General features: G+C 70.0%; 22 protein-coding genes and 1 tRNA gene. 13 read left to right on the forward strand and 10 right to left on the reverse strand.

Annotated features, from left to right (window positions below; genetic code table 11):
• Window positions 1-4: 4 nt before the first annotated feature.
• Complete coding sequence (locus tag IPI43_13065; GenBank protein MBK7775041.1) at window positions 5-256, reverse strand: type II toxin-antitoxin system ParD family antitoxin; 252 nt, start codon at window positions 254-256, stop codon at window positions 5-7.
• A gap of 918 nt (window positions 257-1,174) precedes the next feature.
• Between IPI43_13065 and IPI43_13070 the strand changes: the two genes are divergently transcribed.
• Both IPI43_13070 and IPI43_13075 read left to right on the forward strand, forming a co-directional pair.
• Window positions 1,175-2,932, forward strand: a complete 1,758-nt coding sequence (locus IPI43_13070) for an aldehyde dehydrogenase family protein (GenBank protein ID MBK7775042.1) — start codon at window positions 1,175-1,177, stop codon at window positions 2,930-2,932.
• Window positions 2,933-2,935: 3 nt separating this feature from the next.
• Window positions 2,936-4,057, forward strand: coding sequence for a hypothetical protein (locus IPI43_13075; GenBank protein MBK7775043.1), 1,122 nt, complete (start codon window positions 2,936-2,938; stop codon window positions 4,055-4,057).
• 25 nt (window positions 4,058-4,082) lie between these two features.
• On the opposite strand, the gene IPI43_13080 is transcribed toward IPI43_13075, so the two are convergent.
• Window positions 4,083-4,670, reverse strand: coding sequence for a hypothetical protein (locus IPI43_13080; GenBank protein MBK7775044.1), 588 nt, complete (start codon window positions 4,668-4,670; stop codon window positions 4,083-4,085).
• 216 nt (window positions 4,671-4,886) lie between these two features.
• On the opposite strand from IPI43_13080, the gene serC reads away from it, so the two are divergent.
• Window positions 4,887-5,969: a 3-phosphoserine/phosphohydroxythreonine transaminase gene (gene serC / locus IPI43_13085; GenBank protein MBK7775045.1), complete on the forward strand. Its 1,083-nt coding sequence runs from the start codon at window positions 4,887-4,889 to the stop codon at window positions 5,967-5,969.
• A gap of 166 nt (window positions 5,970-6,135) precedes the next feature.
• Here the strand turns inward: serC and IPI43_13090 are convergent, their stop codons facing one another.
• The 5 genes from IPI43_13090 to IPI43_13110 form a co-directional block, all read right to left on the reverse strand.
• Window positions 6,136-7,512, reverse strand: coding sequence for an SRPBCC family protein (locus IPI43_13090; GenBank protein MBK7775046.1), 1,377 nt, complete (start codon window positions 7,510-7,512; stop codon window positions 6,136-6,138).
• A gap of 86 nt (window positions 7,513-7,598) precedes the next feature.
• Window positions 7,599-7,674 (reverse strand) — tRNA-Ala (locus IPI43_13095).
• Between the two features lie 152 nt (window positions 7,675-7,826).
• Complete coding sequence (bioD, locus tag IPI43_13100) at window positions 7,827-8,486, reverse strand: dethiobiotin synthase (GenBank protein MBK7775047.1); 660 nt, start codon at window positions 8,484-8,486, stop codon at window positions 7,827-7,829.
• A complete protein-coding gene (gene bioF / locus IPI43_13105; GenBank protein ID MBK7775048.1) occupies window positions 8,483-9,640 on the reverse strand; it encodes an 8-amino-7-oxononanoate synthase in 1,158 nt (385 codons plus the stop codon). The genes bioD and bioF overlap by 4 nt, the downstream gene beginning before the upstream one ends.
• A 416-nt stretch (window positions 9,641-10,056) precedes the next feature.
• Window positions 10,057-10,977, reverse strand: a complete 921-nt coding sequence (locus tag IPI43_13110; GenBank protein ID MBK7775049.1) for a J domain-containing protein — start codon at window positions 10,975-10,977, stop codon at window positions 10,057-10,059.
• Window positions 10,978-11,169: 192 nt separating this feature from the next.
• Between IPI43_13110 and uppS the strand changes: the two genes are divergently transcribed.
• The 8 genes from uppS (at window position 11,170) to IPI43_13150 (ending at window position 21,612) form a co-directional block, all read left to right on the forward strand.
• Entirely contained in the window at window positions 11,170-11,910 is a 741-nt protein-coding gene (gene uppS, locus IPI43_13115) for a di-trans,poly-cis-decaprenylcistransferase (protein ID MBK7775050.1), read from the forward strand.
• The gene (locus IPI43_13120) at window positions 11,907-12,809 is read left to right on the forward strand and encodes a phosphatidate cytidylyltransferase (protein MBK7775051.1); all 903 of its coding nucleotides are present in this window, start codon (window positions 11,907-11,909) and stop codon (window positions 12,807-12,809) included. The genes uppS and IPI43_13120 overlap by 4 nt, the downstream gene beginning before the upstream one ends.
• 297 nt (window positions 12,810-13,106) lie before the next feature.
• Window positions 13,107-14,009 carry a hypothetical protein gene (locus IPI43_13125; protein MBK7775052.1) on the forward strand — a complete coding sequence of 301 codons (903 nt, stop codon included), beginning with the start codon at window positions 13,107-13,109 and terminating at the stop codon, window positions 14,007-14,009.
• On the forward strand, window positions 14,006-15,820 hold the full coding sequence (locus tag IPI43_13130; protein MBK7775053.1) for a hypothetical protein: 1,815 nt from the start codon (window positions 14,006-14,008) through the stop codon (window positions 15,818-15,820). Before IPI43_13125 ends, IPI43_13130 begins: the two co-directional genes overlap by 4 nt.
• Window positions 15,821-15,827: 7 nt before the next feature.
• A complete protein-coding gene (locus IPI43_13135; GenBank protein MBK7775054.1) occupies window positions 15,828-19,001 on the forward strand; it encodes an error-prone DNA polymerase in 3,174 nt (1,057 codons plus the stop codon).
• A gap of 30 nt (window positions 19,002-19,031) precedes the next feature.
• On the forward strand, window positions 19,032-20,189 hold the full coding sequence (locus tag IPI43_13140; protein MBK7775055.1) for a DegT/DnrJ/EryC1/StrS family aminotransferase: 1,158 nt from the start codon (window positions 19,032-19,034) through the stop codon (window positions 20,187-20,189).
• The gene (locus IPI43_13145; GenBank protein ID MBK7775056.1) at window positions 20,186-21,181 is read left to right on the forward strand and encodes an ABC transporter ATP-binding protein; all 996 of its coding nucleotides are present in this window, start codon (window positions 20,186-20,188) and stop codon (window positions 21,179-21,181) included. Before IPI43_13140 ends, IPI43_13145 begins: the two co-directional genes overlap by 4 nt.
• Window positions 21,178-21,612: a rhodanese-like domain-containing protein gene (locus IPI43_13150; protein ID MBK7775057.1), complete on the forward strand. Its 435-nt coding sequence runs from the start codon at window positions 21,178-21,180 to the stop codon at window positions 21,610-21,612. The genes IPI43_13145 and IPI43_13150 overlap by 4 nt, the downstream gene beginning before the upstream one ends.
• A gap of 6 nt (window positions 21,613-21,618) precedes the next feature.
• Here the strand turns inward: IPI43_13150 and IPI43_13155 are convergent, their stop codons facing one another.
• Window positions 21,619-22,299: an NTP transferase domain-containing protein gene (locus IPI43_13155; GenBank protein MBK7775058.1), complete on the reverse strand. Its 681-nt coding sequence runs from the start codon at window positions 22,297-22,299 to the stop codon at window positions 21,619-21,621.
• A gap of 24 nt (window positions 22,300-22,323) precedes the next feature.
• On the opposite strand from IPI43_13155, the gene IPI43_13160 reads away from it, so the two are divergent.
• Window positions 22,324-22,962, forward strand: coding sequence for a hypothetical protein (locus IPI43_13160; protein MBK7775059.1), 639 nt, complete (start codon window positions 22,324-22,326; stop codon window positions 22,960-22,962).
• Between the two features lie 88 nt (window positions 22,963-23,050).
• Window positions 23,051-24,400: a zinc dependent phospholipase C family protein gene (locus IPI43_13165; protein ID MBK7775060.1), complete on the forward strand. Its 1,350-nt coding sequence runs from the start codon at window positions 23,051-23,053 to the stop codon at window positions 24,398-24,400.
• A 104-nt stretch (window positions 24,401-24,504) separates the two neighbouring features.
• Here the strand turns inward: IPI43_13165 and IPI43_13170 are convergent, their stop codons facing one another.
• Together IPI43_13170 and IPI43_13175 are read right to left on the reverse strand one after the other, a co-directional pair.
• Window positions 24,505-25,617 carry a DUF1016 family protein gene (locus IPI43_13170; GenBank protein ID MBK7775061.1) on the reverse strand — a complete coding sequence of 371 codons (1,113 nt, stop codon included), beginning with the start codon at window positions 25,615-25,617 and terminating at the stop codon, window positions 24,505-24,507.
• Between the two features lie 65 nt (window positions 25,618-25,682).
• A partial coding sequence (locus IPI43_13175) for a hypothetical protein (protein ID MBK7775062.1) occupies window positions 25,683-25,981 on the reverse strand: 299 nt, incomplete at its 5' end.

The raw sequence follows: 25,981 nt of genomic DNA on the forward strand, positions 1-25,981 counted from the left end.
CATGTCACCGTGGGGTCTGGTCGATCCTCGCCAGCACACGCTCGAGGGAGTAGTCGACGACCGGGCTCTGTTCGCCCTCGTCGAGTGCCCCGCGCAACTTCGCCAGCATCTGTTCCCGTTCTTCGAGGAGCCGAAGTCCGGCGCGCACCACCTCACTCGCCGAGCCGTAGCGACCACTTGCGACCAGCTGCGAGATGAACGCGTTGAGCGGCTCACCGAGAGCGACGCTCGTGTTCTTGATCTTTGAAGTCTTCATTCGATCGCCTCTGTTTCGGCTCGGGGGTCGCTGACTGTGCGTGGAGAGTTGTTTCTCGCTGAAACCCCTCCCACACCTACCAATAGATACCAGCTGTTGGTATCCATTCCCAACGAGGCAAGGTCGATCGCGTTCGTCGCGGACGCAGGACGTGTCCTCAGAAGGGGGTGGGCGGGTCGGGGGGCCGCGGAGCGGTCCGGGCCGCCCTAATGACGAGCAACACCCCGAGGATGACCAGTGGCGGCGCCCCGCAGGTCGCGAAGCACCCGTACAAGATGCCGTCCGGGGTGAAGGCACCCAAACTCGCTCGGTCCAGCTCCTCACCGTACTCCCACGCCAACACGCCCGCGACGGCACTGGCCACGGCGAGGAGCATTCCGAAGATGGATAGCGCCAGCGCGTGCTGCCGAGTGAGTTCGCTTTTTTTCTTGTTCATGGACCCCCACGCGCTCCAGGTCGGCGTATCCGTGAGCTGACATGAACTCTACTCAGTTCGGCGAGCCTCAGCTGAACACACGCGGATCCACCGTACTTCCCGCGCCAGGAGTGCTCAGTCGGGCACACGCGGGAACCCCTTCAGCAGCGCCCTTGCGTGCAGCGGGTCGAGGCCTGCCAGCGCGCCAGGTGCGTCCACCTACCGGACGTCGGGTTCCGCTGCGGCGTCCCGAGGCGCCACCGTGGAGGGGGACGGGCGCCCTGGGCAGCGGGGGTTGATGGGCCCCAGAAAGCAAACGCAGCGCGGAGCGCGCAGTGCCGCTTTCAGGGAGGTATCAGAGGGAGCGCCAGCGCGACCGGCCCCGCAGACCAGGGTGCCCGTCCCCCTCCGATCGATCACGCCACCAGGTGGAGCGCATAGCGTTCCAGGAGCAGATCCGTTAGGTTCACTCCCGAACCACGTTCAATAGGAAGCCCCCCGTCATGAGCAAGAGCGCTGCGTCTCTCCCGATCGGTTCCGTCGCCATTCCCGAGGCCCGTCAGAACATCCCGGCCACGTCGCGCGAGGCGGCGGACAAGGCTGTGGAGGCGCTGCGGGCGCGCAAGGATGCCTGGGCGGTGATGAGCATCGCGGAGCGGGTCATGCTGCTCGATACGCTCATGGACCGGACGCTGGCCGAGGCCGAGCGCTGGGCGCGGGCGGGGCAGGACGCGAAGGGCATCTCGCCCAGCTCGCCCACCGCGGGTGAAGAGTGGCTGGCTGGGCCGGCCGTCATGACGCGCAACATCCGGTTGCTGAAGAAGTCGCTCGAGGACATCGCGCGCTTCGGCGCGCCGCAGCTGCCGGCGGAGCCGTTCGCGCGGGTGGACGGGCGCGTGGTGGCCACCGTCTTCCCCACGGACAACTGGGACAAGCTCACCTTCACGGGCTTCAGCGCCGAGGTCTGGATGCAGCCCGAGGTGACGCTCGCCAACCTGCCCGACCACATGGCGGAGTTCTATCGCACGCGGCCCACGGTGGGGAAGGTCGCGCTGGTGCTGGGCGCCGGCAACGTGTCGTCCATCGGGCCCATGGACGCGCTCTACAAGCTGTTCGTGGAGGGCCAGGTGGTCATCCTCAAGATGAACCCGGTCAACGAGAACCTGGGGCCGGTCTTCGCCGACATCTTCCAGCCGCTGGCGGACCGCGGGTTCTTCCGTCTGGTGTACGGCGGCGCGGCCGAAGGCGACTACCTCTGCAACCACCCGGGCGTCGAAGAGATCCACATCACCGGCTCCGACAAGACCTACGACGCCATCGTCTGGGGTCTGGGCGCCGAGGGCGAGCGCCGCAAGCGTGAGCGCACACCACGCAACACGCGCCGCGTCTCGAGCGAGCTCGGAAACGTGAGCCCCATCATCGTGGTGCCCGGGCCGTGGAGCCAGGACGACATCATCTACCAGGGCGTGAACCTGGCGTCGTCGCTCACCAACAACGCGGGCTTCAACTGCAACGCCACGCGCGTGGTCATCCAGCACGCGAGCTGGTCGCAGCGTGACGCGCTCAACGAGGCGCTGAGCAAGGCGCTCGATCGCGCCGAGCCGCGCGTGCCGTACTACCCGGGCGCCGAAGAGCGCCACGACCGCTTCCTGGCGGCGCACCCCGAGGCGCGTCAGTTCGGTCCCGATGGCGCGGGCAAGGTGCCCTGGACGTTCATCCCCGGCGTGCCCAGCGACGATGCGGGCGACATCTGCTTCAACACCGAGGCGTGGTGTGGCGTCACCAGCGAGACCGCGCTCGAGGCCGGCTCCGTGGTGGAGTACATCGAGCGCGCGGTGGACTTCGCCAACGACCGCCTGTGGGGCACGCTCAGCTGCTCCATCATCGTGCACCCGAAGTCGCTCGAAGACCCCGCCATCGCCAACGCGGTGGAGAAGGCCATCGCCGACCTGCGCTTCGGCTCGGTGGCGGTGAACCACTGGGCGGCGCTCGCGTATGCGTTCGTGTCCACCACCTGGGGTGCATACCCGGGTCACCCGCCCGAAGACATCCGCTCGGGCTCGGGGGTGGTGCACAACAGCTACCTGTTCGACAAGCCGCAGAAGAGCGTGGTGCGCGGGCCGTTCATCGTGAAGCCGCGCCCGGCGTGGTTCAACGACCACAAGACCACGCAAAAGCTGGGGCCCCTGCTCACGCGCTTCAACGGCAAGCCGTCGGTGCGCACGCTGCTGCCCATGCTCAACCAGGCCCTGCGAGGCTGAGTCGTGGCGCTCTCACTCGGTGACTCCGTGGATGCGCGCGTGCCCTGGGTGCGTGCGCTGCACGATCTCGACGCCGCACGTTCCATCCGCTCGCCGGGGCCCAAGCTGCGCGCGCTGCGCCACGCCGGTGAGGCGCTGGGGGACAGCCTGCGCCACGGGCCGCGCGTGAGCGCCGTGCGCACGCTGCCGCAGACCACGCTGCTCTACCCCACGGCCTACGCGTTCAACCACACGGTGCCGCTGCCCGTCCCGTATGTGGTCATGTCGCATCGCTGCCTCTTGGTGCAGGTGCGCGTGACCGTGGCGGGTCAGAGCGTGCTCAAGAACGTGCTCTTCAACCCGTCGGACATCCAAGCCGCCAAGGCCACGCCCTACTTCGCGCAGCTGCTGGCGAAGACCGGTGACCGCTTCGCGGACGCCATCACCACGCGCAGCGACACGCTCGAGGCACAGCTCGCGCGGCACGGCCTCGGCGCCGAGGACATCGACCTCATCGCGTTCGATCACTTCCACACGCAGGACCTGCGCTCGCTGCTGGGCTGCGACGTGCCCAACGCGGCGGGTGAGCTGCTGCGCGCGCGCTTCCCGAACGCGTACCTGCTGGCCCCGCGCCTCGAGTGGGAGGACTGGGACGACCTGCACCCCATGCAGCGCAGCTGGTTCATCGCCGACGGAAAGCGCGGCGTGCCGCTCGAGCGCGTGGTGCTCACCGACGGTGACGTGGCGCTCGGCGAAGGCTGCCTGCTGCTGCAGACGCCCGGGCACACCACCGGCAACCAGACGCTCTTCTGCTACGGCGAGCGTGGCGTGTTCGGCTGCTCCGAGAACGGCACCAGCGCGGACAATTGGTCGCCCTACGAGAGCCGCATCCCGGGCCTCGCGCGCTACAGCCGGCAGTTCAACGTGGAGGTGGTGCTCAACAGCAACACGCCCGAGCTGGCCGCCGAGCAGTACGCCTCCATGGTGCTCGAGCGCAGCGTGGTGGACCGCGTGCCGGGTGCGCCTGCCTTCGTGCAGATGTTCCCGTCGAGCGAGGTCACGCCCAGCGCGCTGGCGCCGGGCATCTGGCCCTCCATGATCTTCGGCGAGCGCGACAGCGGGCACCTGCAGGTCCGCCCCCGCTGACCACGCGCGCTTCAGCGCCCCAGCGTCAAGCCTCGCCCAGGTCGAGCGCCGCTTCGAGTTGAAGCAGCAGCTCGGGGTCGGCCACGTCGCGCAGGATGCGCCGCAGGTACAGCGCGTCGCCGCGCTCGAGTGGACGTGTGCCCAGCCACGATGCGATGGTCAGGCGCAGCTCGCTCGCGGTGGCAGGGTTCTCGAACGAGCTCAGCAGCTGACCGGTGGGGGTGGTGGGCGACGGGGCTGCCGCCATGCGCTGGGCGAGGATGGCGTGGCGTGCGTACGCAGTGAGGCGTCCCTCGAGGTGCTGCTGCAGCACGTTCGGTGCGGGCGTGCGCAGCTCGAGGCAACGGCCGCCGGCCATACGCAACAGCACGTGGTCGGTGCCCGAGTGTTGCGACTCGAGCTCTGTGTAGGGCACGTACCAGCTGCGTGTGGCGCCACCGACGCAGAGGCCCTCGGCGCCGAGGCGCAGCGCCGCTGGGGTGGGCGGTGAAGGCTGCGGTCGCTCGTCGTCGCGCACGAGCCAGGCGCTGACTTCCACGCGGGCCGTGTCCGGTTCGCTGCCAGGCTGTGCAAAGGGCTCGCTGGGAGCGGGGTCTATGGGGCGAGAGCGCATGGGGCTTGGTCGAGTCCTGGGGGGACGAGGTGAATCGTCTGCGAGCACCGTGCCAAGCTAGGATCACGGAGGAAACACGACCATATCCACGTCCAGGGGCCGTCCTGCCCAAGTTTGGCCGCCACGATTGGGCACCGCTACGCAACGAATGCATACCTCGGGAAGTTCGAGTTGCCGTCTTGCACCCGCGCGGGCGCTTGGTACCTTCCGCGACCTATGAGCCGAGTCGTCAATTTCAATGCGGGTCCTGCGACCCTTCCCTTGTCCGTGCTCGAGTACACCCGGGACGAGCTCCTCGATCACGAGGGCACCGGGATGTCCATCCTCGAGCACTCGCACCGCGAGGCCGCGTACATGGCCGTGCACGAGGAGTGCAAGGTCCTGCTGCGTGAGCTCATGGCGATCCCGGACACCCACGAGGTCATCTTCATGGGCGGCGGCGCCAGCACGCAGTTCGCGCTGGTCCCCATGAACCTCGCGAACGGCGGCTCGGCCGACTACGTGGACACCGGCACCTGGTCGGCGGGCGCCATCAAGGAGGCCAACATCGTCGCCAAGGCGCGCATCGCGGGCACGGGCAAGGATGGCGAGCGCTACGTGCGCGTGCCGAAGCAGGCGGACCTCGACCTCGACCCCAACGCGGCCTACGTGCACATCACCAGCAACAACACGGTGATGGGCAGCCAGTACCACTACACCCCGGACACCGGCTCGGTGCCGCTGGTCGCCGACATGTCGAGCGACATCCTGTGGAAGCCCATCGATGTCAGCAAGTACGGCCTGATCTACGCCGGCGCGCAGAAGAACCTCGGCCCCGCCGGCGTGGTGGTGTGCATCATCCGCAAGGACCTCGCGGAGCGCTCGCCGAAGACCATCCCCAAGATCTTCCGCTACAGCACCATGGTGGAGGGGGACTCCATGGCCAACACCGTGCCCACCTTCCCGGTGTACATGGTGCGCAACGTGCTCCGCTGGGTGAAGTCCGTGGGCGGCGCGCCGGCCATGGAGCAGCGCAACCGCGCGAAGGCGAAGATGCTGTACGACATCCTCGACGCGAACGACTTCTACAAGCTCGTCATCGAGAAGGACTCGCGCTCGGTCATGAACCCCGTGTTCAACCTGCCCAGCGAAGACCTCGAGAAGAAGCTCGTGAAGGACTCGAAGGCGGCGGGCTTCGTGGGCATCAAGGGCCACCGCTCGGTCGGCGGCCTGCGCATCAGCATGTACAACGCGATGGAGCCCGAGGGCGTGGCCAAGTTCTGTGAGTTCCTCACGGGCTGGACCAAGCAGAACAGCTGAACGGGCGCCGCCAAATCGCCTGATCGCGGCTTACGTCCTCGCAGCCAGGCTCGAAATACTGGAGTATTCCTTCGCCTGGCTGCTCCGGGCGCGCTCGCGCTAAGGCGATTTTTCGGCTCTACACAGTTCGCGCCACGAGATTGCCCACCGCATGCGGTGGGCTTTTTCATTGGGACGCCACGGTGTTCGCGACGTCGGTCTCGGCCACGTGCGCCACGTGCCGCAGCACGCGCAGGTGGATGCGGTGGATGATGTCGTCGGCCCACAGCTTCCAGTAGACCGTGGGCATCATGTCCAGCTGGTAGTAGGTGCGGCCGCGCAGGCGCGTGCCACCGGTCGCCGTGCGCTCCAGCAGGAACTGCCCCGCCGTGGTGCGGAAGTAGCCGTCGAGGTGCCGCGGGCGGATGTCGTAGGGCGACATCTCGCGCATGGGGTCGGGCATGTCCTGCACGCTGAAGCCCAGCTCGCGCGGCGGGTCCCACACCTCGATGGGCTCCACGAACTCGCCCGTGGTGAACTCGCAGCGGCGGATGGCGCCCACGCCGCTCCCCTCGATGCGCGCACCCGTGGGAGCGGCGACGCCCACCCGGAAGATCCAGTCCTCGATGGGCGGCAGCTCGGGGAAGGCCACCACGCGCTCCCACACCACCTCGGGCGGCGCGGCCACCTCGACCACCGTCTCCACCATGTGCGTGTCGGCCGGCGGTGGGGCCACGCCCTCCATCAAGATGAGGACGGGCAAGAGCATGCCGGGAGCCACCCAGCGGCCCTGCGCGTTGAGCATCTGCCGGCGCATGGTGAAGGCGATCTGGTGGCCCACCAGCGTGTTCACGGCGGCCAGCGGCCAGACCATCATCAGGCAGATGAGGCCCTCGAACGCGAAGGCGATCAGCACCACGAAGCTGACGACCAAGGAGGCGATGGACGCGGCCAGCGAGTAGGCGCGGCCACGTCCCGCGTTCACGCCGTGCAGCTGGTCGAACAGCAGCGTGGTGGCGAACCCCGTGAAGAGCGGCGCGCCGATGAAGAGCGGTGCGCCGTAGTTGCCCATGAGGCCCACCGAAGCACCGAGCGCGCCGAGGGTGATGGTGGCGCCAGCGAGGACGCTCAACGCGAGCGCGGCGGCGGCGCCCATGCGCGGGGGTGAGCCCGGCGCCTCGGTGGGGATGTCGTCCTGGTTCGCGGTGGCTGCTGGGGGTGCTGCACTCGGCAGCACCGAGAGCGCCAAGAAGAAGAGCAGATTGGCAAAGGGCACGATGAAGAGCACCACCATCCAGGCGGGCGCGCCGGCGTCACGCAAGCGGCGCTCCGAGAGCCAGATGCCGATGGCCAGGAACGGGATGGCCGTCGCCCAGAGCGCGGCGTAGTAGCGCAGGTTCTCCCCCGGGTGGAAGAGCGGCGCGTCCACCGGGCTCACGTAGTAGAGCGGGCTCCACGTCTGGCCGAACGCGGCGGACACGGCGTAGTCCACGCCCAGCTTGAGGGCGGCCAACACCACACCGAAGAGCACGAAGGGGCGCTGACCGAGCGGTGCCGTGTTCATCCCCCGAGGCTACGGCTGCTTTGGCGCGCGCCGGACAAAAAAGAAACGCCAGCGTTGGGGGCTGGCGTTTCGGGTCGGACCTTGGGTGGTGGAGACAAACGGGATCGAACCGTTGACCTCTTGAGTGCGATTCAAGCGCTCTCCCAACTGAGCTATGCCCCCAGGGGAACCGCTCGCCCTTCGGCGAGAGGCCAGACTTTACACGTGGTCGGCAGGTGCGCAAGTCCGTACAGCGCAATTAGAGCGCAACGCGACACTCCTCCGCGCCAGGAGAGCGCCCGACTCACTGCACGCGGAGGTATACAATACGATACCTAACGCGCGAGGGTCACCCAGACGTCGGCCGCGCTTTCGGCGAGCGCGTCGTCGTCATCATGGCTGCTCGGGAAGCGCACGACGGGAGTCGGCAGCAGCTCGCTCAGGATGGCCAGGTTGTCTTGCTGGCTCTCGTCAAACACGCCGTGCTCCGTGAGGACAATGGCTGCCACATGGACCGCGCGCTGGGTGAGCGCCTCGTACGCAGCGCGCGTGTGGCTGAGCACGCCGAGTCCATTGCGGGCGACCAGCACGGCGGGCAGCCCGAGCGCCGCGATCAGGTCTGCGATGCTGCGCTCTGCGTCGAGCGGGACCAGAACGCCACCCGCTCCCTCGACGAGCCAGAGCTCGGCGGAGACGTTCGAAATGACCTCGCGCAGCGTCGCGTTGGAGGGCACGGGCGGCAGGCCACGCCGGGTGGCGGTGAACGGCGAGACGGCCGGTGCGACGCGGTAGAGACCGGGCAGGCTGGCCAGCTCGGGGCGCCCACTTGCCCGCGCGAGCGCTTCGGCGTCCGTGGCGTGTTCCACCACCCCGGTCTCGAGTGGCTTGAGGGCGGCCACCTCGATCCCACGACGGTGCGCATGGCGCGCGAGGCCGCGCGTCACGAAGGTCTTGCCCTCCCCCGTCCCAGTGCCGGTCACGAAGAAGCCCCTCACGTCAGGATCTCGGTGAGCGCCCCCAACAGCGCGTCGAGCTGCGCGTCGCTGTGAGCGGCGGTGGGGACCATGCGCAGGCGGGCGGTGCCCTCGGGAACCGTGGGTGGGCGGATCGCTGGCACGAAGATGCCGCGCTCGAGGAGCTTGGCCGCCACGTCGAGCGCGCGAGCCTCGGGTCCGAGGACGAGCGGGACGATCGGCGTCGGGTCGCTCGGCACGTCGAAGCCCAGCGTCTGCAGGTGCGCCCGCAGCCGCTCGCTGTGACGCACCACGCGAGCACGCTCGGCGTCGGCGGCGTGCACCAGCGGGACGGCCGCTACGACTTGGGCAGCGAGGCTGGGCTGCGGACCCGTGGAGAACACGAAGCTGCGCGCGCGGTTGTAGAGCCAGGCCACGGTGTCCGCGTCGCTGGCCGCGAAGGCACCGGCCAACCCAAAGGCCTTCCCCAGCGTGCCGATCAGGACGTCGGGCTGCACCCGCGCGGCGGCGCAGGCGCCCCGCCCCGCGGGACCGAGGACGCCCACCGAGTGGGCCTCGTCCACGTAGAGCGACGCCTCGAACTCGTTGGCCAGGGTCCGCAGGGCAGCCAGCGGTGCAACGTCTCCGTCCATGCTGAAGAGCGCGTCGGTGACGATGAACGCCCGGTGGGCCTTCGAACGCTGTGCGACCAGCAGGTCGCGCAGGTGACCGAGGTCGGTGTGCCGGTACCGCTCTACCCGGGCGCGGCTCAGCCGACAGCCGTCGATCAGGCTGGCGTGGTTGAGCGCGTCGGAGAAGAGGACGTCACCCGGCTCGGCCAGCGCCTGCAGGCTGCCCACGTTGGCGGCGTAGCCCGACGAGAAGAGGCGCGCCGCAGGCTGGCCGACGTACGCGGCGAGCGCGGTCTCCGCCTCTTGGTGGGCGCTCATGTTGCCCGAGATCAGGCGGCTGGCCCCCGAGCCGGAGCCCGCTGTGGTGAGGGCGGTGATCCCGGCCGCGGCGAGCAACGGGTGATCGGCGAAGCCGAGGTAGTTGTTGCTGGAGAAGCAGAGCAGCTCGCGGCCGTCGACGATCAGGGAGGCACCCTGGGTGCCCGAGACCAAGCGCGGCTGGCGCAAGAGGCCGCGAGCCTCCAGCTGGGCCAGGCGCTCGCGGGAGTCGAGAGGGAGACGCACGAGGGACGTTGTGGGAGAGGGGGAGAGGCAGGTCAAGGAGGGAGGCGAGGCGAGTCCGGGTCGGAGACCGAGACCGAGACCGAGTCCGAGTCGGAGACCGAGTCCGAGACCGAGGCCGAGTCCGAGACCGAGTCCGAGGCCCGAGACCGAGACCGAGACCGAGACCGAGGCGGAGACCGAGACCGAGACCGAGTCCGAGACGGAGACCGGGTCGGAGACGGAGACCGGGTCGGAGACCGAGTCCGAGAGCGAGGCCGAATCGGAGGCTGACGGCCCCGGCCCGGACCTACGCTCAGGTGGTCTGGTTCGGAGGGCGGACTCGTGCGCCGGCGCAGGACGGGGCCTCGACCGAAAGTGACGGACGTTTCACGTGAAACATCTCGGGTCGGGGGCGACTGGAGGTTTCACGTGAAACGTCAGCTCAGGGAGAGGTTGGCGCGGACGTCGCCGGTGAACGCGGCGTCGATGGTCTCGAGGGCAGCCTCGACGGCTTCGCTGCGGGCGTCCGGGAGGCGGACCTCGAGGTGGACGATGAGGTCCCCAGGTTCTCCCTTGGCCTCGGGGGCGCCCTTCCCGCGCAGGCGCAGCTTGTGTCCGGTCTGGCTGCCCGCGGGCACGGCGACGCGGACGTCGCCCTCCAGTGTGGGCACCGCGACCTTGGCGCCACGGTAGGCCTCGAGCGGGGTGACGGGCAGCTTCACGTGCAGCTGCTTGCCCTCACGCCAATACGCCGGGTGCGTCCCCACCTTCACCTCGAGGAGCAGGTCGCCAGCCCCGCCTCCTCCGGGCTGGCCTTGGCCGCGCACGCGGATCTTGGCGCCGTCCGTGACACCCGCTGGGACCTTCACCTTCACGCCCCGGACGCTGCCGCTCGCGTCGGTCATGGAGAGCTCCCGATCGCAGCCGCGCAGCGCCTCCACGAAGCTGACGCTCACGCTGCCCGTCACGTCGCGGCCACGCTGGGCACGGCCTCCGAACATGTCGGCGAAGTCCTCCATGCGGACCCCACGTGGGCCGCGCCCCGCGCCAGGCCGGCCACCGAAGATGTCGGCAAAGTCGAAGCCCGCGAACGCCTCTGCACCGTGGGCGGCATGACGGCGCGGGTCGAACCCGTCCCGCAGGCCATCCTCACCGAACTGGTCGTAGAGCTTCCGCTTCTCCTCGTCCCCCAGCACGTCGTACGCCTGGGACACCAGCTTGAAGCGCTCCTCGGCCTTCGCGTCCCCGGGGTTGTGGTCCGGGTGGAACTGCTTCGCGAGCTTGCGAAACGCGCGCTTGATGTCGGGAGCTGCGGCGTCTCGGGGCACGCCGAGCACTTCGTAGTAGTTCTTTGCCATGAGACGGCCACACCCTAAGTCGCCGCAGCCTCAAGACAACCACCACGTGCCCGCGCCCTCGCTTGAAGCGGGAATGGCCCCGTGGTAGGTCACGTTCCTCTGCCCACACAGCGTGTGCCCGCGACGCGCCACGCCCTCCTCTACCCCGTGACAGCCTCTCTCGACGCACCGCCCCATCACGTCGCCATCATCATGGATGGGAACGGGCGCTGGGCATCGAGCCGGGGGCGTATGCGAACCGCAGGGCACCACGAGGGCAGCCACACGGTGCGGGACATCGTCCGTGAGTGCCGCAGCGCCGGGGTGCAGGCCCTCACGCTCTACGCCTTCAGCGAGCAGAACTGGGAGCGTCCCGAGCACGAGGTGGCCGCCCTCATGGAGCTGCTCATCGAGTACCTGGTGTCGGAGCGCTCCGAGCTCATGGACAACCAGATCCGCCTGCGCGCCATCGGCCGGATCCACAAGCTGCCCCAGCGTGTGCTGGACGTGCTGCACGCGCTCGAGCGGGACAGCGCCCACCTCACCGGCATGACCCTCACGCTGGCCCTCTCTTACGGGGGCCAAGAAGAGCTGGCCGATGCGGCCGCCGAGATCGCGCGGGACGTGGCCGCCGGGCGCCTCGCCCCCGAGGCCGTGGACCAAGCGCTGCTGGAATCCCGGCTCCCCTCGGCCGCGGTCGGCCCTGTGGACCTCCTGATCCGCACCGGCGGCGACCAGCGCATCAGCAACTTTCTGCTGTGGGGGGCCGCCTACGCCGAGCTCTTCTTCAGCCCCAAGCTGTGGCCCGAGTTCGGGCTCGCTGACCTCCTCGAGGCATTCGAGTCGTTCCACACGCGAGAGCGCCGCTTCGGCCGTGTGCTCACCGCCGAGCCCGTGCCCGCCCCCGCAGGTTCCCAGCAAGAGAGCGGGCTGCCCGCCACCGAGGCCCGATGAGCGAACGCCACGACGTGCCCGAGGGCCAGCCCGCCGAGAACCCGCCCACGCCCGCGGCCCCCGCGGCCGCCGGGACCGAGACCAAGGGCAAGCTCGGCCCCACGGCGCTCCGCTTCGCCAGCGCCGTCCCGCTCATCCCGCTGATCCTGTGGCTCCTCTTTTACGGTCCGCGCTGGGGCTTCCACACCTTCTGCTTCGTGGGCGTGGCCATCGTCGCGCGCGAGCTGATGGCCATCGCCATGCCCGGGCAGCGCTTGCTGATCGCCATCGGCACCCTGGCGAGCATGGGCTTCGCGGCCGTGGCGGTGTTCGCGCCGGAGCACCTCTTCGCGGGTGTGCTGGGCCTCGGCTTCGTGGCCATGATCACCAGCTTGCTGCGGCCCGATCCCGTGGAGACCTCGGGGGCGCGCGCGGGCTGGCTGTTCGGCGGGCCCGTCTACATCGGCGGTCTGCTCATCACCGTGGACTTGCTGCACGGGCTGCCCTTTGGAGCCCGCTGGGTGGTGCTCGCCATGATGCTCGCCTTCCTGTCGGACACGGCCGCGTACTTCGCGGGGCGCGCCTTCGGGAAGCACAAGCTCTACGAGAAGCTCTCGCCCAAGAAGACCATCGAGGGCTCGCTCGGCGGCCTCGCGGGTGCGGTGGGTGGTGCGTTCTTCGCCATCTACGTGATGAAGCTTCCCATCCCGGTGCCGCACGCCATCGCGTTGGGTGTCATCGCGGGTGCGCTCGGCCAGGCGGGAGATCTGCTCGAGTCCATGCTCAAGCGCAGCGCGGGCGTAAAGGACTCGGGCAACATCCTGCCGGGCCACGGCGGGCTGCTGGACCGCGTGGACGCGCTCATGTTCACCGCGTCCACCACGTGGCTCTACGCGGTCTACCTGCTCGACGCGCGCTGAGGTTGCCGCCGCGGCCGAGCGGCAGGATGGGTCGAGGGGATCGCGTGCCGGGGGGCACGTACCATTCGTCATGTCCACATGCGTGGTCACGCACATCCGTGCGATGACGACCGATGACGTGCCACGTCTCCCTGCCTATCGCGGCCGTCACGAAAATGTCTCACCCCCGAGGTATGCAGAGGGCCAACCTGATCCCATGTTCAGAGCGGCTCACCCAAAACGACCCGCACCGTACGATTCTCCATGGGACCAGGCTTGATTCTGTTCACCCGTTCAGTACACTGGAGATGACACACCATGGCCCTCGCACTTCCCCTGCCCAGCACACGCGCATCTCGGGGCAAGCAAACGCAGCTAGCCCTGCCGGGGGTTCCTGTTGCGGTCACGGTCACGGAAGCCACGGAGGCAGCCAAGGCGAGTCGGCCGCTCCGCTGGCAGGGCGAAGCGCTCGCGGGTCGCATCATCGAGCTCTCGGGGTCCACGGGTCGCACCAGCACGGCCGTGTCCATGCTGCTCGCGGCGCAGCGCGCGGGTGAGGCCGTCGTCTGGATCGAGCCCACGGATGGCTCGCTCTATCCGCCGGACCTCGTCGCCGCGGGGGTGGACCTCGACGCGCTGGTGATCGTGCGGGTGCCCACCAAGGAGGGGCCCGAGGGCCTGTGCCGCGTGGCCGAGTGGCTGGTCCGCTCGGGGGGCTTCGGCTTGCTGGTCATGGACCTGATGGGTCGCGCGCCAGCGGCACAGAGCCCGTGGCAGACGCGTCTCTCTGGGCTGCTGCGTCGGCATGACGCGCAGCTCTGCGTGCTGAGCGACTCGGAGGCGGCCGCGCCCTCGCTGGGCGCCATGGTGGCGCTGCGCCTCGAGCCCCAGCGGCAGCGGGACGAAGACGGCTCCTTCCTGCTCTCGCACCGCATCCTCAAGAACAAGCTGGGCGTGGCGCACGGCCCCGCTCCGGAGCGGCGGCGCGCGCCAGCGGGGCTCGAGGCGCTGCCCGTGGAAGACACGGCCAACGCCGCGCAGCTCTCGCTGTTCGACGGGCTGTTCGTGCGTGACGCGGCGGAAGAGACCACGCCTCAGCTGCCCTTCTTTGCACCGGTCACCGCGCTGCCCGTGGCGCCGCCGGTGGTGCTGCGCACCAAGCTCGCGGCCAAGCGCGTCACCCTTCGCCCTGCGAGCCCCGAGAGCGAGGGCCAGCCGTGACGCTGCAGCGCTCACTGCGAGGCCTGCGTCCGTCGCCGCGTGGCACGGAGGGCGAGCGCGTCTCGCGGGTGGCGCTGGTGAAGCTCCCGGACCTGCCGCTGCAGATGCTGCTGCACGAGCGGCCGGAGTTTCGTGGGCGCCCCACGGCGGTCATCACGGGCGACGGTCCCGAGGCGCGCATCACGTACCTGAACCGCGCGGCGCTCGCGGCGGGCTTGCGCGTGGGGCTCACGCACGCGGCCGCGCGGGACCGCCTGCCCGGCTTGCACACCGGGGTGGTCCAGAAAGAGCGCGTCCAGGCGCTCGAGGCCGAGCTGGCTAGCGGCCTTCAGATGCTCACGCCCAAGGTGGAGCCCTGCACGCACTTCCCCGCCACGTTCTATCTGGACCCCAACGGCATGGAGAAGCTCTACGGCGGCGTGGAAGCGTGGGCGCGGGCCACGCACGCGTTCCTCAAGGGGCGCGGCTTGTTCGGGGCCACCTGGGTGGGCTTTCATCGCTATCGCCTGTTCGCGGCGGCGGGCACGCAGCTCAGCTGCCGTGTGCTCGAGAGCCCGGCCGAAGAGCAGCTGCTGGCCAACGGCGCCGACCTGCGCACGCTCGGGCTCTCGGCCGAGCTTTGCGATGACCTGGCCATGCTGGAGGTGCACGGCCTCGGAGACCTCTTGGCGCTGCCGGCGGCGGAGTTCGCGGGCCGCTTCGGGGCGGAGGCCGCGCGCGTGCGTTCGCTCTTCGCGGAGGACACGCAGCTGCCGCTCCAGCCGCTCGGCTTCGCCGAGCCCACCGAGGCGCGCTTCGACGTGACACCGCCCGACGCGGACACACACCGCCTGCTGTTCGGCATCAAGGCGGCGCTGCACCCGCTGCTGATGGGCCTGCGCGAGCGCGGCGAGCACATCCGCGCGCTGCACGTGCGCTTCGAGCTGGACGCGCCGCAGGGTCAGGGGCGCGTGCACGAAGAAACGGTGGAGCCCGCGGCGCCCACGGGTGACCTCATGACGCTGGTGGAGCTGGTGCGTCTGCGCCTGGGGCAGCTCACGCTGCCGAGCCCGGTCGAGGCCGTGACCCTGCGCGCGGACACGGAGCGCGCCCATGCCGAGCCGCTGGCGCTGCCGGGCATGCGCCCGAAGCGTGACCCACAGGCGGCGGCGCGCGCGCTCGCCCGGGTGCGGGCCGCCTATGGTCCGCGCTCGGTGGTGCGGGCGCGGGTGCGCGAGGCTCACTTGCCCGAGGCGCGCTTCGTCTGGGTGCCCACGCTCGAGCCGCCCGCGCAGGCCGCGTCGTACGTGGCGGGCGTGGGCTTCGGCGCGCTGCACGAGGGTTCACCGCCGTACCGCGCGGGGCACGCGCAGCGAGACTCGCTCTTCCGTGGCGACGACAGCGAACACGACGAGAGCGAACAAGCTGAACACCACGACGGCGACGTGGGTGAGTCCGCCGAGCACGACATCGAGGACCTCGAGGACTTCCACGAGCTCGAGCCGGGCCATGGTGTGGTGGAGGCCAACGCGCTGGCGAGCGTGCTGGTGCGACGCGTGCTGCGGCGCCCCGTGCCGCTGCGCACCCGGCATCCGGCCGTGCCGCTGGTCAAGTCGTCCGGTGAGCGCGAGCGCCACGCGCACGGCCTGCCCGATGGCCCTCGGGGTGAGCACGTGGCGCGCATGTACGGGCCCTACCGCGTGAGCGGCGGCTGGTGGAAGCGCACGGTGGAGCGCGACTACTACTACGCCGAGACCGACGCGGGCGGCTTGCTCTGGGTGTACTGGGACCGGCCGCGCGGCGCGTGGTTCCTGCACGGCACCGTCGACTGAGGGCCGCATGGTGGCCTCATCGACGACAACCTCGCGGGACCCGCGCGGTGCGGGATACGTGCCCCTCTGGGTGAAGAGCCACTACAGCTTCCTCGAGGGCGCCAGCAGCCCCGAAGAGCTGGTGGAGCAGGCGCACGCGCTGGGCCTCGGTGCGCTGGCCATGACCGACCGTGACGGAGTCTACGGGCTGGTGAAGGCGCACTTCGCCGCGCGTGAGCGGGGCCTGCGGCTGATCGCGGGGGCCGAGCTGACGCTCACCGGTGTGGGCTCGCCGGACGCCTCCCGGGCAACCTCGGCGGGCGCGCTGGCCTCCATGAACCACCCCACCCGCGTGGTGGCGCTGGCGCACGATCGCGAGGGCTACGCGCAGCTGTGCCGGCTCATCAGCGTGGGCCAGGGGCGCGCTCCCAAGGGCCAGAGCCAGCTGGCCGCGCACGAGCTCGCGGCGCTCACCCACTGCGAGCTGCTGTGTGCCGACCCGGCGCTGCTGGCGGCCCTGCGCCCGCTGCCCGTGCGCGTGTCGGCCTACTGTGTGCGGCACCTGCTGGCCGAGGAGCGCGAGCCCGAGCGCCGGCTGCGCATCGAGGCGCAGGCGCTGGGCCTGCCGGTGGTGGGTGGCTTCGAGGTGCTCTATCACCACGTGAAGCAGCGCCCCCTGCAAGACGTGGTGGCCTGCGTGCGCGCGGGGGTCACGCTCTCGGCGGCGGGCACGGTGATTCGCAGCAACGCCGAGCACGCGCTGCTCTCCCCGCTCGTGGCGCAGCAGCGCTTCGCCGACGCGCCGGAGCTCTTGCGGCGCAGCCTGGACGTGGCCGAGCGCTGCGCCTTCACGCTGGACCAGCTGGACTACCGCTACCCGGAAGAGCCGCGCCCCGAGGGCGTGTCCACGCAGAGCTGGCTGCGCACGCTCACCTACGAGGGCGCCGCGCAGCGCTATCCCGAGGGCGTCCCTGCCGACGTGCGCGTGCAGCTCGAGCGCGAGCTGTGCGTCATCGAGGACCTACAGTACGGCGGCTACTTCCTGACCATGCACGAGATCGTGGCCTACTGCCGCAGCCAGCGCATCCTCTGCCAGGGGCGTGGCAGCGCGGCCAACAGCGCGGTGTGCTTCTGCCTGGGCATCACGGCCGTGGACCCGGTGCGCATGGACCTCCTCTTCGAGCGCTTCCTCAGCCGCGAGCGCGCCGAGCCGCCCGACATCGACCTCGACATCGAGCACGAGCGGCGCGAGGAGGTCATCCAGCACGTGTACGAGAAGTACGGGCGCAAGCACGCGGCCATGGTGGCCAACGTGGTGCGCTACCGCACGCGCTCGGCCGTGCGCGAGGTGGGCAAGGTGCTGGGCATCCCGGCCACCGACCTCGACGCGGTGGCCAAGCTGGTGCGCCACCACGACGACCTGCTGGACGACCAGCTGCTGAAAGACGCTGGCTTGCCCATGGACGCGCAGAGCACGCGCCAGCTGTGTGGCCTCGCGCTCATGCTGCAGGACACGCCGCGGCACCTGAGCGTGCACCCGGGCGGCTTCCTGCTGGGCGACCAGCCGGTGGACACGCTGGTGCCGGTGGAGCCCGCCACCATGCCGGGGCGCACCGTCATCCAGTGGGACAAATACGACGTGGAGGCGCTCGGCCTCTTCAAGGTGGACCTGCTGGGCCTGGGTGCGCTCACCTGCCTGCGCATCGCGCTCGACCTCTTGCGCGAGCACCGTGACCCGGCGCAGACGGGGCCCCATCTCGAGCTGCGCACGCTGCCCGCCGAAGACCCTGCCACGTACGCCATGGTCGCGCGCGGAGACACGCTGGGGGTGTTCCAGATCGAGAGCCGCGCGCAGATGGCCATGTTGCCGCGCTTGAAGCCCCGCTGCTTCTACGACCTGGTCATCGAGGTGGCCATCGTGCGGCCGGGGCCCATCCAGGGCGACATGGTGCACCCCTACCTGCGGCGTCGCTCGGGCCAAGAGACGGTGGAGTACCCGCACCCCACGCTCGAGCGCGTGCTGAAGAAGACGCTGGGCGTCCCCATCTTCCAGGAGCAGGTCATGAAGCTGGCCGTGCTGGCGGCGGACTACACGCCGGGCGAGGCCGACCAGCTGCGCCGCGACATGGCCGCGTGGCGCAAGGAGGGGCGCATCGAGGCGCATCACGAGCGCATGGTGCCGCGCATGATCGAGAAGGGCATCGCGGAGGAATTCGCCGAGCGGGTGTTCGCGCAGATCCGCGGCTTCGGCGAGTACGGCTTCCCCGAGAGCCACGCGGCCAGCTTCGCGCTCTTGTCCTATGCGACGGCCTGGCTGCGCTGCCATCACCCCTCGGTGTTCCTGTGCGCGCTGCTCAACGCGCAGCCCATGGGCTTCTACCAGCCGGCCACGCTGGTGGACGACGCGCGTCGGCGTGGGGTGGTGGTGCGGCCCATCTCGGTGCTGCAGAGCGCATGGGACTGCACGCTCGAGGGCATGATCGAGGGCGTGATCGCGCCCCCCGTGCGCATGGGCCTGCGCTACGTGACGGGCCTGGGTGTGGTGGAGCGCGAGCGCATCGAGGCCGCTTGGCGTGATGGCCCCTTCACGGACCTCGAAGACTTCACGCGGCGCACCGCGCTGCCCACCCGGCAGCTGGTGCGCCTGGCGCAGGCAGGGGCCTTCGACGACTTCGGCCTCGAGCGGCGCGACGCCATCTGGGCCGCGCGCGCCCTCGCCCGCTTTCGGCACGACACGCTGCCGCTCGCCTCGGCCGCCACGCAGCTGCACTTCGCCTCGCTCGACGGAGCCGAGCGCATCAGCTGGGACTACCGCGCGAGCCGCCACAGCACGGCGGGCCACCCCATCTTGCGGCTGCGGCCGCACCTCACGCAGCAGGGCCTGCCCAGCGCGTGCGAGCTGAGCGCGCTGCCGCATGGGAAGCGTGTGGACTACGTGGGCCTGGTCATCTGCCGGCAGCGTCCGGGCACCGCATCCGGTGTCACCTTCTTCACGCTCGAAGACGAGACGGGCTTCGTGAACGCGGTGCTCTACCGTGACGCCTTCGAGCGCCAGCGCACGTTGGCCAAGACGTCGGTGCTGCTGGGCATGAGCGGCGTGCTGCAGGTGGTGGATGGGGTCACGCACCTGCTGGTGCAGAAGCTCTTCGCGCCGCGCTTGCCCGTGCTGGAAGAGTTGCCGCGCTCGCGCGATTTTCATTGAGCGCCTGCGATCTGATATCGTCCATGGCCCATGATTCCCATGATCCCCATGACGCGCCCCCTGCTGGATGACGCCGAGTGCGATGCGGTGACCCGCGTGCTGCGCAGCGGGATGCTGGTGCAGGGCGCCGAGGTGGCGCGCTTCGAGCAGCTGGTGGCCGAGCAGTGCCAGCGCGCTCATGCGGTGGCGGTCTCGAACGGGACGGCGGCGCTGGCGCTGGCGCTCGAGGCGCTGGGCGTGGGCCCCGGAGACGAGGTGCTGGTGCCTGCGCTCACCTGGCCGAGCCCAGCCCACGCGGTGCGCGGCGTGGCGGCCACGGTGAAGCTGGTGGACGTGGACCCACACGAGTGGAACAGCACGCCGGAGGCCTTCGCGGCAGCGCGCAGCTCGCGCACGCGGGCGGCCATCGTGATCGACCAGTTCGGCAACCCGGCGCGCGCGCCCGAGCTGCATGCCGTGCTGGACGGGCTGATCGTCATCGAAGACGCGGCCTGCGCGCTCGGCAGCGTGTTCGCGGACGGCAAGCCGTGCGGGAGCCTCGGCGACGTGAGCTGCTTCAGCTTCCACCCGCGCAAGGTCATCACCACCGGCGAGGGCGGCATGTGCCTCACCGATGATGCCGAGCTGGCCCGCCGGCTGCGCGTGCTGCGCAACCACGGCCAGGCGGCGCCCGGAGTGTTCGAGCGGCACGCCGGCAACTTCCGGCTCACCGAGCTGGGCGGCGCGCTGGGTGTGGCGCAGATGGCGCGCCTCGGTGAGATCAACCAGGGGCGCCGCGAGCACGCCAGCGTGATGCGAGCCGCGCTCAGCCAGGCCGCCCCCGGGCTGGAATTCCAAGAGAGCCCAGCCGGCGCGCTGCCCAACCTACAGACCTTTGGGGTGCTCTTGCCCGCGGGCAGCACCGCCCCCCAGCGCGACGCCTTCGTGGAAGCTTGCAAGCAACACGGGGCGCAGGCTGGGCCGCTGAGCTACGCCCTGGGCGATGTACCCAGCGTGACACCCGATGGTTCTCCCCTGCGACCCGATGGTGAGCCCTGGGTGGCCGCCGACGTGGTGGCGCGAGGCGTGTCGCTGCCGCTGTTCCCCACCATGACCGCCGCCGAGCGAAGCCAGGTCGTGAGCGCCGTGACCCATGCCTACCAAGAACTGATGGGCGCCAGCGCGCCCCTTCGAGAGCAAGTGTCATGACTGATAAGGAAGCCGCCAGCAGCCCCGAGCCCACCGCCCCCGAGACCGTGCTGACCGTGAAGGACCTGAAGAAGACCTTCCGCATCGGCTTCCTGCGCAAGAAGGTGGAGGCCGTGAAGGGCGTCAGCTTCGAAGTGCGGCGCGGTGAGGTGTTCGGCCTGCTGGGCCCGAACGGCGCAGGCAAGACCACGTCCATCAAGTGCGTGCTGCGCTTGATTCACCAGGACGAGGGCACGGTCACCATCTTCGGCCGGGCGCCCGGCGACCGCGAAGCAGTGCGGCGGCTCGGCTACATGCCCGAGAACCCGTACATCTATCAATACCTTCGGCCGCTCGAGTTCCTGGACCTGTGCGGCCGGCTGATGGGCATGAGCCCCAAGGACCGCGCACAGCGCAGCGACGAGATGCTCACGCGGGTGGGCCTCGACCACGCTCGCGACCGACCCATCGGCAAGTTCAGCAAGGGCATGATGCAACGCGTGGGGCTGGCGCAGTCCCTGCTGCACGACCCGGACCTGCTGGTGTTGGACGAGCCCATGAGCGGCCTCGACCCGATTGGCCGCAAGGAGGTGCGTGACCTGCTGGTGGAGCAGCGCGCGCGTGGGAAGACGCTCATCTTCACCAGCCACATCCTGAGCGACGTGGAGATGCTGTGTGACCGGGTGGCCATCTTGCAGCACGGACTGGTCACCGCTGCGGGCACGCTGGACGAGCTGCTGCACCGCGGTCAGCGGCGCTTCGAGGTCCAGCTGGGCTCGGTATCGGAGGCGACACGCGCCGCGCTCGCAGACCTGGGCACGCTCACCTCGCAGGGCGCGTCGTGGGTGATCGGCGTGGACGGCGAAGCCGCAGTGGAGCCGGTGCTGCGTGCCGCGCTCGACGGCGGCGCCCGTGTGGAGGCGGTGGTGCCGCACCGCGAGACCCTCGAGAACTACTTCGTGCGCGACTCCGCGCGTCGCGGCCCCACGCCCGAGACAGGACCCACCCCATGAGCGACATCATCACCCCCGAAGCCGCCCTCGAGCTGATGGAGGACGAAGGCTTCGTCTACGTGGACGTGCGTACCGAGGCCGAGTTCGACGGTGGCCACCCAGCGGGCGCGTACAACATCCCCGTGCGCCTGCGCGGTGCCGCGGGGTTGGTGCCCAACGAGGCGTTCGTAAACGTGGTGAGCGCCAGCTTCGCACCCGACGCGAAGCTCATCGTGGGCTGCCAGATGGGCGGCCGCAGCCAGACCGCCGCAGGCTTGCTGCGTGCTGCCGGCTTCACCAACGTGCGCGACCAGGGGGCCGGCTGGGGCGGCAAGAAAGACCCCTTCGGTGGCACGGCCGAGCTGGGCTGGCAGGCATCTGGCCTGCCCGTGGGCCTGCGCGCCGAGCCGGGCCACGACTACGCCGCGCTCCGCGAAAAAGCGGGCCGCTGACCCCGCTCAGCGCACGTCTTCGGGGCAGTCCCAGTCGTCGAGCGCGCGCGCGAGGCCCGGCGCCTCGAACTCCGCGACGGTGACACGCGCCAGCAGTCGCTGGAACGAGCGCTGTCCCGCCGCGAGCGCGGCATCGACGGCGGGCAGGAGCAGCGCCGGCCGATAGCGCGCGAGCAGCGGCTCCCACGGAGCCTCGGGGCCCCGGCGGGCGGCCAGCACGGCGGCCCCCGAGGGGTGTTCCCGCAGGGCCGTGAGCAGGGCAGGCGTCACGTAAGGCATGTCGCACGCCACGGCGATGACCTGATCGAGCCCACTCGCGTGGGCGGCCTGCAGCAGGGCGCGCAGACCCCCGAGCGGACCGACGCCGGCCGGGTCATCCTGCAGCCGGCCCCGAAACGCGGGCTGATCCGCACCTCCTGCCGCGGAGTTCAACTCCCGCGCATGCACTGTGGCGAGCGGGTCGTACGCCTCCAGATCACCCACCAGCCAGCGGGGAGCACACCCCGCCTCAGCGCCAACGCGGAGCGCGTGGACCACAAGGGACTCGTCACTGCCCGGCACGAGCAAGAGCCCCTTGGGCTGGCCCCCCATGCGGGACGAGCGCCCGCCCACGAGCACGCCCAGGCCGGTGCCGCGGATGGCGTCCGAGCCCGAGGAGCACCCGCTTGTCGTGGAATCAACCGGCATGGCAGAGTGTCTTCTCTGCCTAGCATGAACCGCCCTCCTCGCGCCGTGCCTCGCCGCGCACACCTGCTCTCCTTCACGGCCCTCGCCGGAACCATGGCGTTTTCGTTCGCCAACGGCTGGTTCGTGGACGCGGGGAGCACCGAAGAGGCCTGCCCGCACCACACGGCGCCAGCTGCGGAGGTGGCCGCGGAGCCCAGCTACTCCCCCTTCGTGGTGGACGTGGACACCACTTCGCACGACGCGGTGCCGTTCCATCTCATCTCCTTCAAGGACGTGGGCATGTCGCTGCCCGACGACGCCACCCGTCAGGTGGCGTACGAGAGCCTGGCCGAGGCGCTGTCGCTCGAGCTGGCCGACCTGTCCGGCGACCCGGGAGCACCCACCAGCAGCAGCGTGCGCCACGACCACGGCCTGACCCACCCGTCGGCCCACCTGGCCTGCGAGGGTGGGCACATCTACGTGGACGTGTGGCGCTCCGGCGAGGGCGGCCCCTATGGGTACTCGCTGTGGTCGGGCTGTGGCGAGGACGACCGCTTCGCCTACAACGAGCGGGTGGTGGCGAGCTCGGATGACGCGGCGGCCTCCATGGACCCGCTGGCTCACGAGATCGCCGAGTCCCTCGAGGACGCGCTGCGCCGCCGTTGCTTCCAGCGCACCTGCTGACCACGTTGGCGGACCAGCCCCGCGCCGCGCACCCAACTGTCACCCGCCGGCAACGGGACTCGTGAGGAGCCCCGTGATATCTTGCGGCATGGCTTCTTTCCGCTTGGGCTTGTTCTTGCTGGTGTCTCTGGTGATCCCCGGGTGGGCCTCGCTCGCCCGCGCCAACGGCTCCTATAGCCACATCCACATCTCGCAGCTGGCCGTGGACGAGCTGCCTCCCGGCCCCATCTACGACCTGCTGAGCGACCCGCTCTACGCGCCGATGATGGAGGCGGGCTCCATGTTCCCCGACAGCGGCTACGCCATCTCGAGCCCCTACGGCGAAGAGGCCCACTGGCCGCCGTTCGTGCGCGCGTACCAGGAGTGGCTGACCGAGGAGTACCAGGGCGACTTCTCGACCCCCGAGGCCAAGCAGAACCTCGCGTTCTTCCTCGGGCTGGCGTCGCACGGCGTGGCTGACCAGACCTACGACTTCATGATGCTGACGCGCTCGGAAGAGGTGGACGGGCCGCTCGGCGACGTGGACCGCGAGGCCGACTACTTCATCATCATCGACGAGGGCGTGCAGCTCTTCACGCAGTCTTGGGCGCCCTTCGCGGACCTGCCGGCCATCCTCACCGACAGCGTGGCCTACGGCTCGAACCCGTCCGTGAACGACATCAGCGAGGGCACGCTGGTGGAGGGCATGGGCCGCATGGAGTTCGTGATCTTCATCCAGCGCCGCGCGGCCTACAACGGCTACGTGCAGGCCTGGGAGACCTACCCCTGGCTCGGCACGCACATCTACAACCCCGACGCCAACGGCTCGCTGCCGCACGTGGCCAAGCTCGTGGCTGCCTCGTGGGAGGCGCTCTACCGGCGCGTGCTCGGGACGGCCTCCATGGACACCGACCTGGTGGTGGCCACCGTGCCGGTGGACGGCGCCATGAACTTCCCCGTGGACCCCGCAGAGAGCACCACGCTCACGCAGCTGGGTGTGGTCTTCGGCTACGGCATCCGGCGCGACCAGCTGTCCCCGCTGATGCGGCTGGTGGACGAAGACGGCAACACCGTGCCCACCTCGTTCCACACCCCATACAACACCGGCATCGCGTTCTTCGTGATGCTGCGGCCCACGCAGATGCTGCAGTACGACCACCAGTACCGCGTGGAGATCAGCGCCGGCGTCGAGAACCTGATCGGAGAAGAGAGCACGGTGCCCTACACCTACGCGTTCCGCACGCGCTGCGCCCCGGACATGCTGGCCAACTGCCCGCCGCTGCCGGCGCCGCTGGTGGCCGGGCCCATCCCCACGGAACCCCCGCCGCTCGGGGGCGCTGACATGGGCGTGGACCTCGGCACGGCTCCGGTGGACATGGGCACGCCGCCCCCGCTCACGGGCGGTGGTGGCTGCAGCGTGAGCAGCCCGAGACCGAGGCGCCGTTCGCGATGCTGCTGACGCTCGCCCTGTGCGCCGCGTGGGCCGGTCGCCGCCGGGGTGGCCCACGCCCTTGAGTTCCAGTGTCGCTCCGGCGGGACCGGGCCGCCCGGCAAATAGGCGCCTCATCGGGTGCCTCCGCCCTTCTTCGGTGCCCGCGTGCGGGCCCGCCCGCGTGCGGACTCCTTCCTCCGCGTTGTCGTCGGTGTCGGCTCCTTGCCCAGCTCCTCTTCGATGCGCGCGATGCTCGGCAGGCTGGCGTCGAGCTCCTTTGGCAGAGACTCGACCAACTGGTAGTCGGCGATGCCGAGCGGCACCGAGGTCGAGCGCAGCGCGTACTCGGCGACGAGCTCGTTCTTGGTCTTGCAGAGGAGCAACCCGATGGTCGGTTGGTCGTCATCGGCCTTCACCTGGGCGTCGATGGCGGTGCAGTAGAAGCCGAGCTGCCCGAGGTGCTCCGGCTTGAACTTGCCCGCCTTCAGCTCGACCACCACGTAGCGACGCAGCCGCAGGTGGTAGAAGAGCAGGTCGATGAAGAACTCGTCGCCGCTGACATCGAGCACGCGCTGACGCCCCACGAAAGCGAACCCGGCGCCGAGCTCCAGCAAGAACTTCGTGATGTGCTGCACGAGCGCCGCCTCGACGACGCGCTCCTGCGCGTCCTCTCCGAGGCCCAGGAAGTCGAGACGATAGGGGTCCTTCAGGCTCTCCCGTGCGAGGTCCGAGTGCGGCTCGGGCAGGCGCACCTGGAAGTTCGTGAGCGCAGCGCCTGTCCGCTGCATCGCCTGCGCGTCGATCTGGAGGACGAGCACGTTGCGCGACCAGCCGTGCTCGATCGCCTTCTGTGCGTACCAGCGGCGCTCCTCGGGCGTCTCGAGCTTCTCCAGCAGCGCGAGGTGCGTGTACCAGGGCAATTGTGCAAGCACCCCTTGCACAAAGTCCTCGTCGGGCCACGCCACGGCGAACGCGCGCATGTACTTGAGGTTGCGGGGCGAGAAACCCTCGCTGTCGGGGAACTCGGTCTTCAGGTCGGCCGAGATGCGGTCGACGATCTTCGCGCCCCACCCCTGGGCGTCCTGGCGCGCACGAATGTCGCGACCGATGCGCCAGTAGAGCCCCAGCAGCTCGTTGTTGACGGCGCGCGCGGCCCGCTGGCGTGCTTCGTGGACACCGGCCTTCACCCCGCGGATCCAGTCGGAGTAGCCGTCTGGCGCAGCGTCCAAGGTGGCACGGGACATCTGTGCAAGCGGTGCTTGCACAATCGTGGCCTTCTTCGCCGCCGCCTTCTTGCCGCGCGAGGTGGTCACCACGACGAATCCTCGGTGACGCGCTCGGTGTCTCGGGCGCCCCAGCGCGGGGCGAGACGCAGGAGCGCCGCAGTCATCGCGATGGCGAGGTCTGCGTCCTCGCGCTCGTAGTGCGTCGCCCCGTGGTGAGCGGGGCTCGCGAAGATGTGAGTGGCTGAGCGAAGCATCACGAAGCGTTCTCGCTCCGAGAGGTCAATGCGCTTCGCCTTCACGATGCGCTCGAGCTCACCCGAACCCTCCTTCGGCGCGCCATCGAGGCGCTCCACGGCGATCCGGCAGGCGGCGATCGCGTCGC

This window comes from Sandaracinaceae bacterium, assembly GCA_016706685.1.
In the GTDB taxonomy this organism is placed as follows: Bacteria; Myxococcota_A; Polyangia; order Polyangiales; family Houyiibacteriaceae; genus JADJJE01.

Coding starts and splice junctions, on each gene's coding strand:
- IPI43_13065 (MBK7775041.1), bottom strand. CDS start 256: ATGAAGACTTCAAAGATCAAGAACACGAGCGTCGCTCTCGGTGAGCCG.
- IPI43_13070 (MBK7775042.1), top strand. CDS start 1,175: ATGAGCAAGAGCGCTGCGTCTCTCCCGATCGGTTCCGTCGCCATTCCC.
- IPI43_13080 (MBK7775044.1), bottom strand. CDS start 4,670: ATGCGCTCTCGCCCCATAGACCCCGCTCCCAGCGAGCCCTTTGCACAG.
- serC (MBK7775045.1), top strand. CDS start 4,887: ATGAGCCGAGTCGTCAATTTCAATGCGGGTCCTGCGACCCTTCCCTTG.
- IPI43_13090 (MBK7775046.1), bottom strand. CDS start 7,512: ATGAACACGGCACCGCTCGGTCAGCGCCCCTTCGTGCTCTTCGGTGTG.
- IPI43_13110 (MBK7775049.1), bottom strand. CDS start 10,977: ATGGCAAAGAACTACTACGAAGTGCTCGGCGTGCCCCGAGACGCCGCA.
- uppS (MBK7775050.1), top strand. CDS start 11,170: ATGGATGGGAACGGGCGCTGGGCATCGAGCCGGGGGCGTATGCGAACC.
- IPI43_13120 (MBK7775051.1), top strand. CDS start 11,907: ATGAGCGAACGCCACGACGTGCCCGAGGGCCAGCCCGCCGAGAACCCG.
- IPI43_13125 (MBK7775052.1), top strand. CDS start 13,107: ATGGCCCTCGCACTTCCCCTGCCCAGCACACGCGCATCTCGGGGCAAG.
- IPI43_13135 (MBK7775054.1), top strand. CDS start 15,828: ATGGTGGCCTCATCGACGACAACCTCGCGGGACCCGCGCGGTGCGGGA.
- IPI43_13140 (MBK7775055.1), top strand. CDS start 19,032: ATGATTCCCATGATCCCCATGACGCGCCCCCTGCTGGATGACGCCGAG.
- IPI43_13145 (MBK7775056.1), top strand. CDS start 20,186: ATGACTGATAAGGAAGCCGCCAGCAGCCCCGAGCCCACCGCCCCCGAG.
- IPI43_13150 (MBK7775057.1), top strand. CDS start 21,178: ATGAGCGACATCATCACCCCCGAAGCCGCCCTCGAGCTGATGGAGGAC.
- IPI43_13155 (MBK7775058.1), bottom strand. CDS start 22,299: ATGCCGGTTGATTCCACGACAAGCGGGTGCTCCTCGGGCTCGGACGCC.
- IPI43_13160 (MBK7775059.1), top strand. CDS start 22,324: ATGAACCGCCCTCCTCGCGCCGTGCCTCGCCGCGCACACCTGCTCTCC.
- IPI43_13165 (MBK7775060.1), top strand. CDS start 23,051: ATGGCTTCTTTCCGCTTGGGCTTGTTCTTGCTGGTGTCTCTGGTGATC.
- IPI43_13170 (MBK7775061.1), bottom strand. CDS start 25,617: ATGTCCCGTGCCACCTTGGACGCTGCGCCAGACGGCTACTCCGACTGG.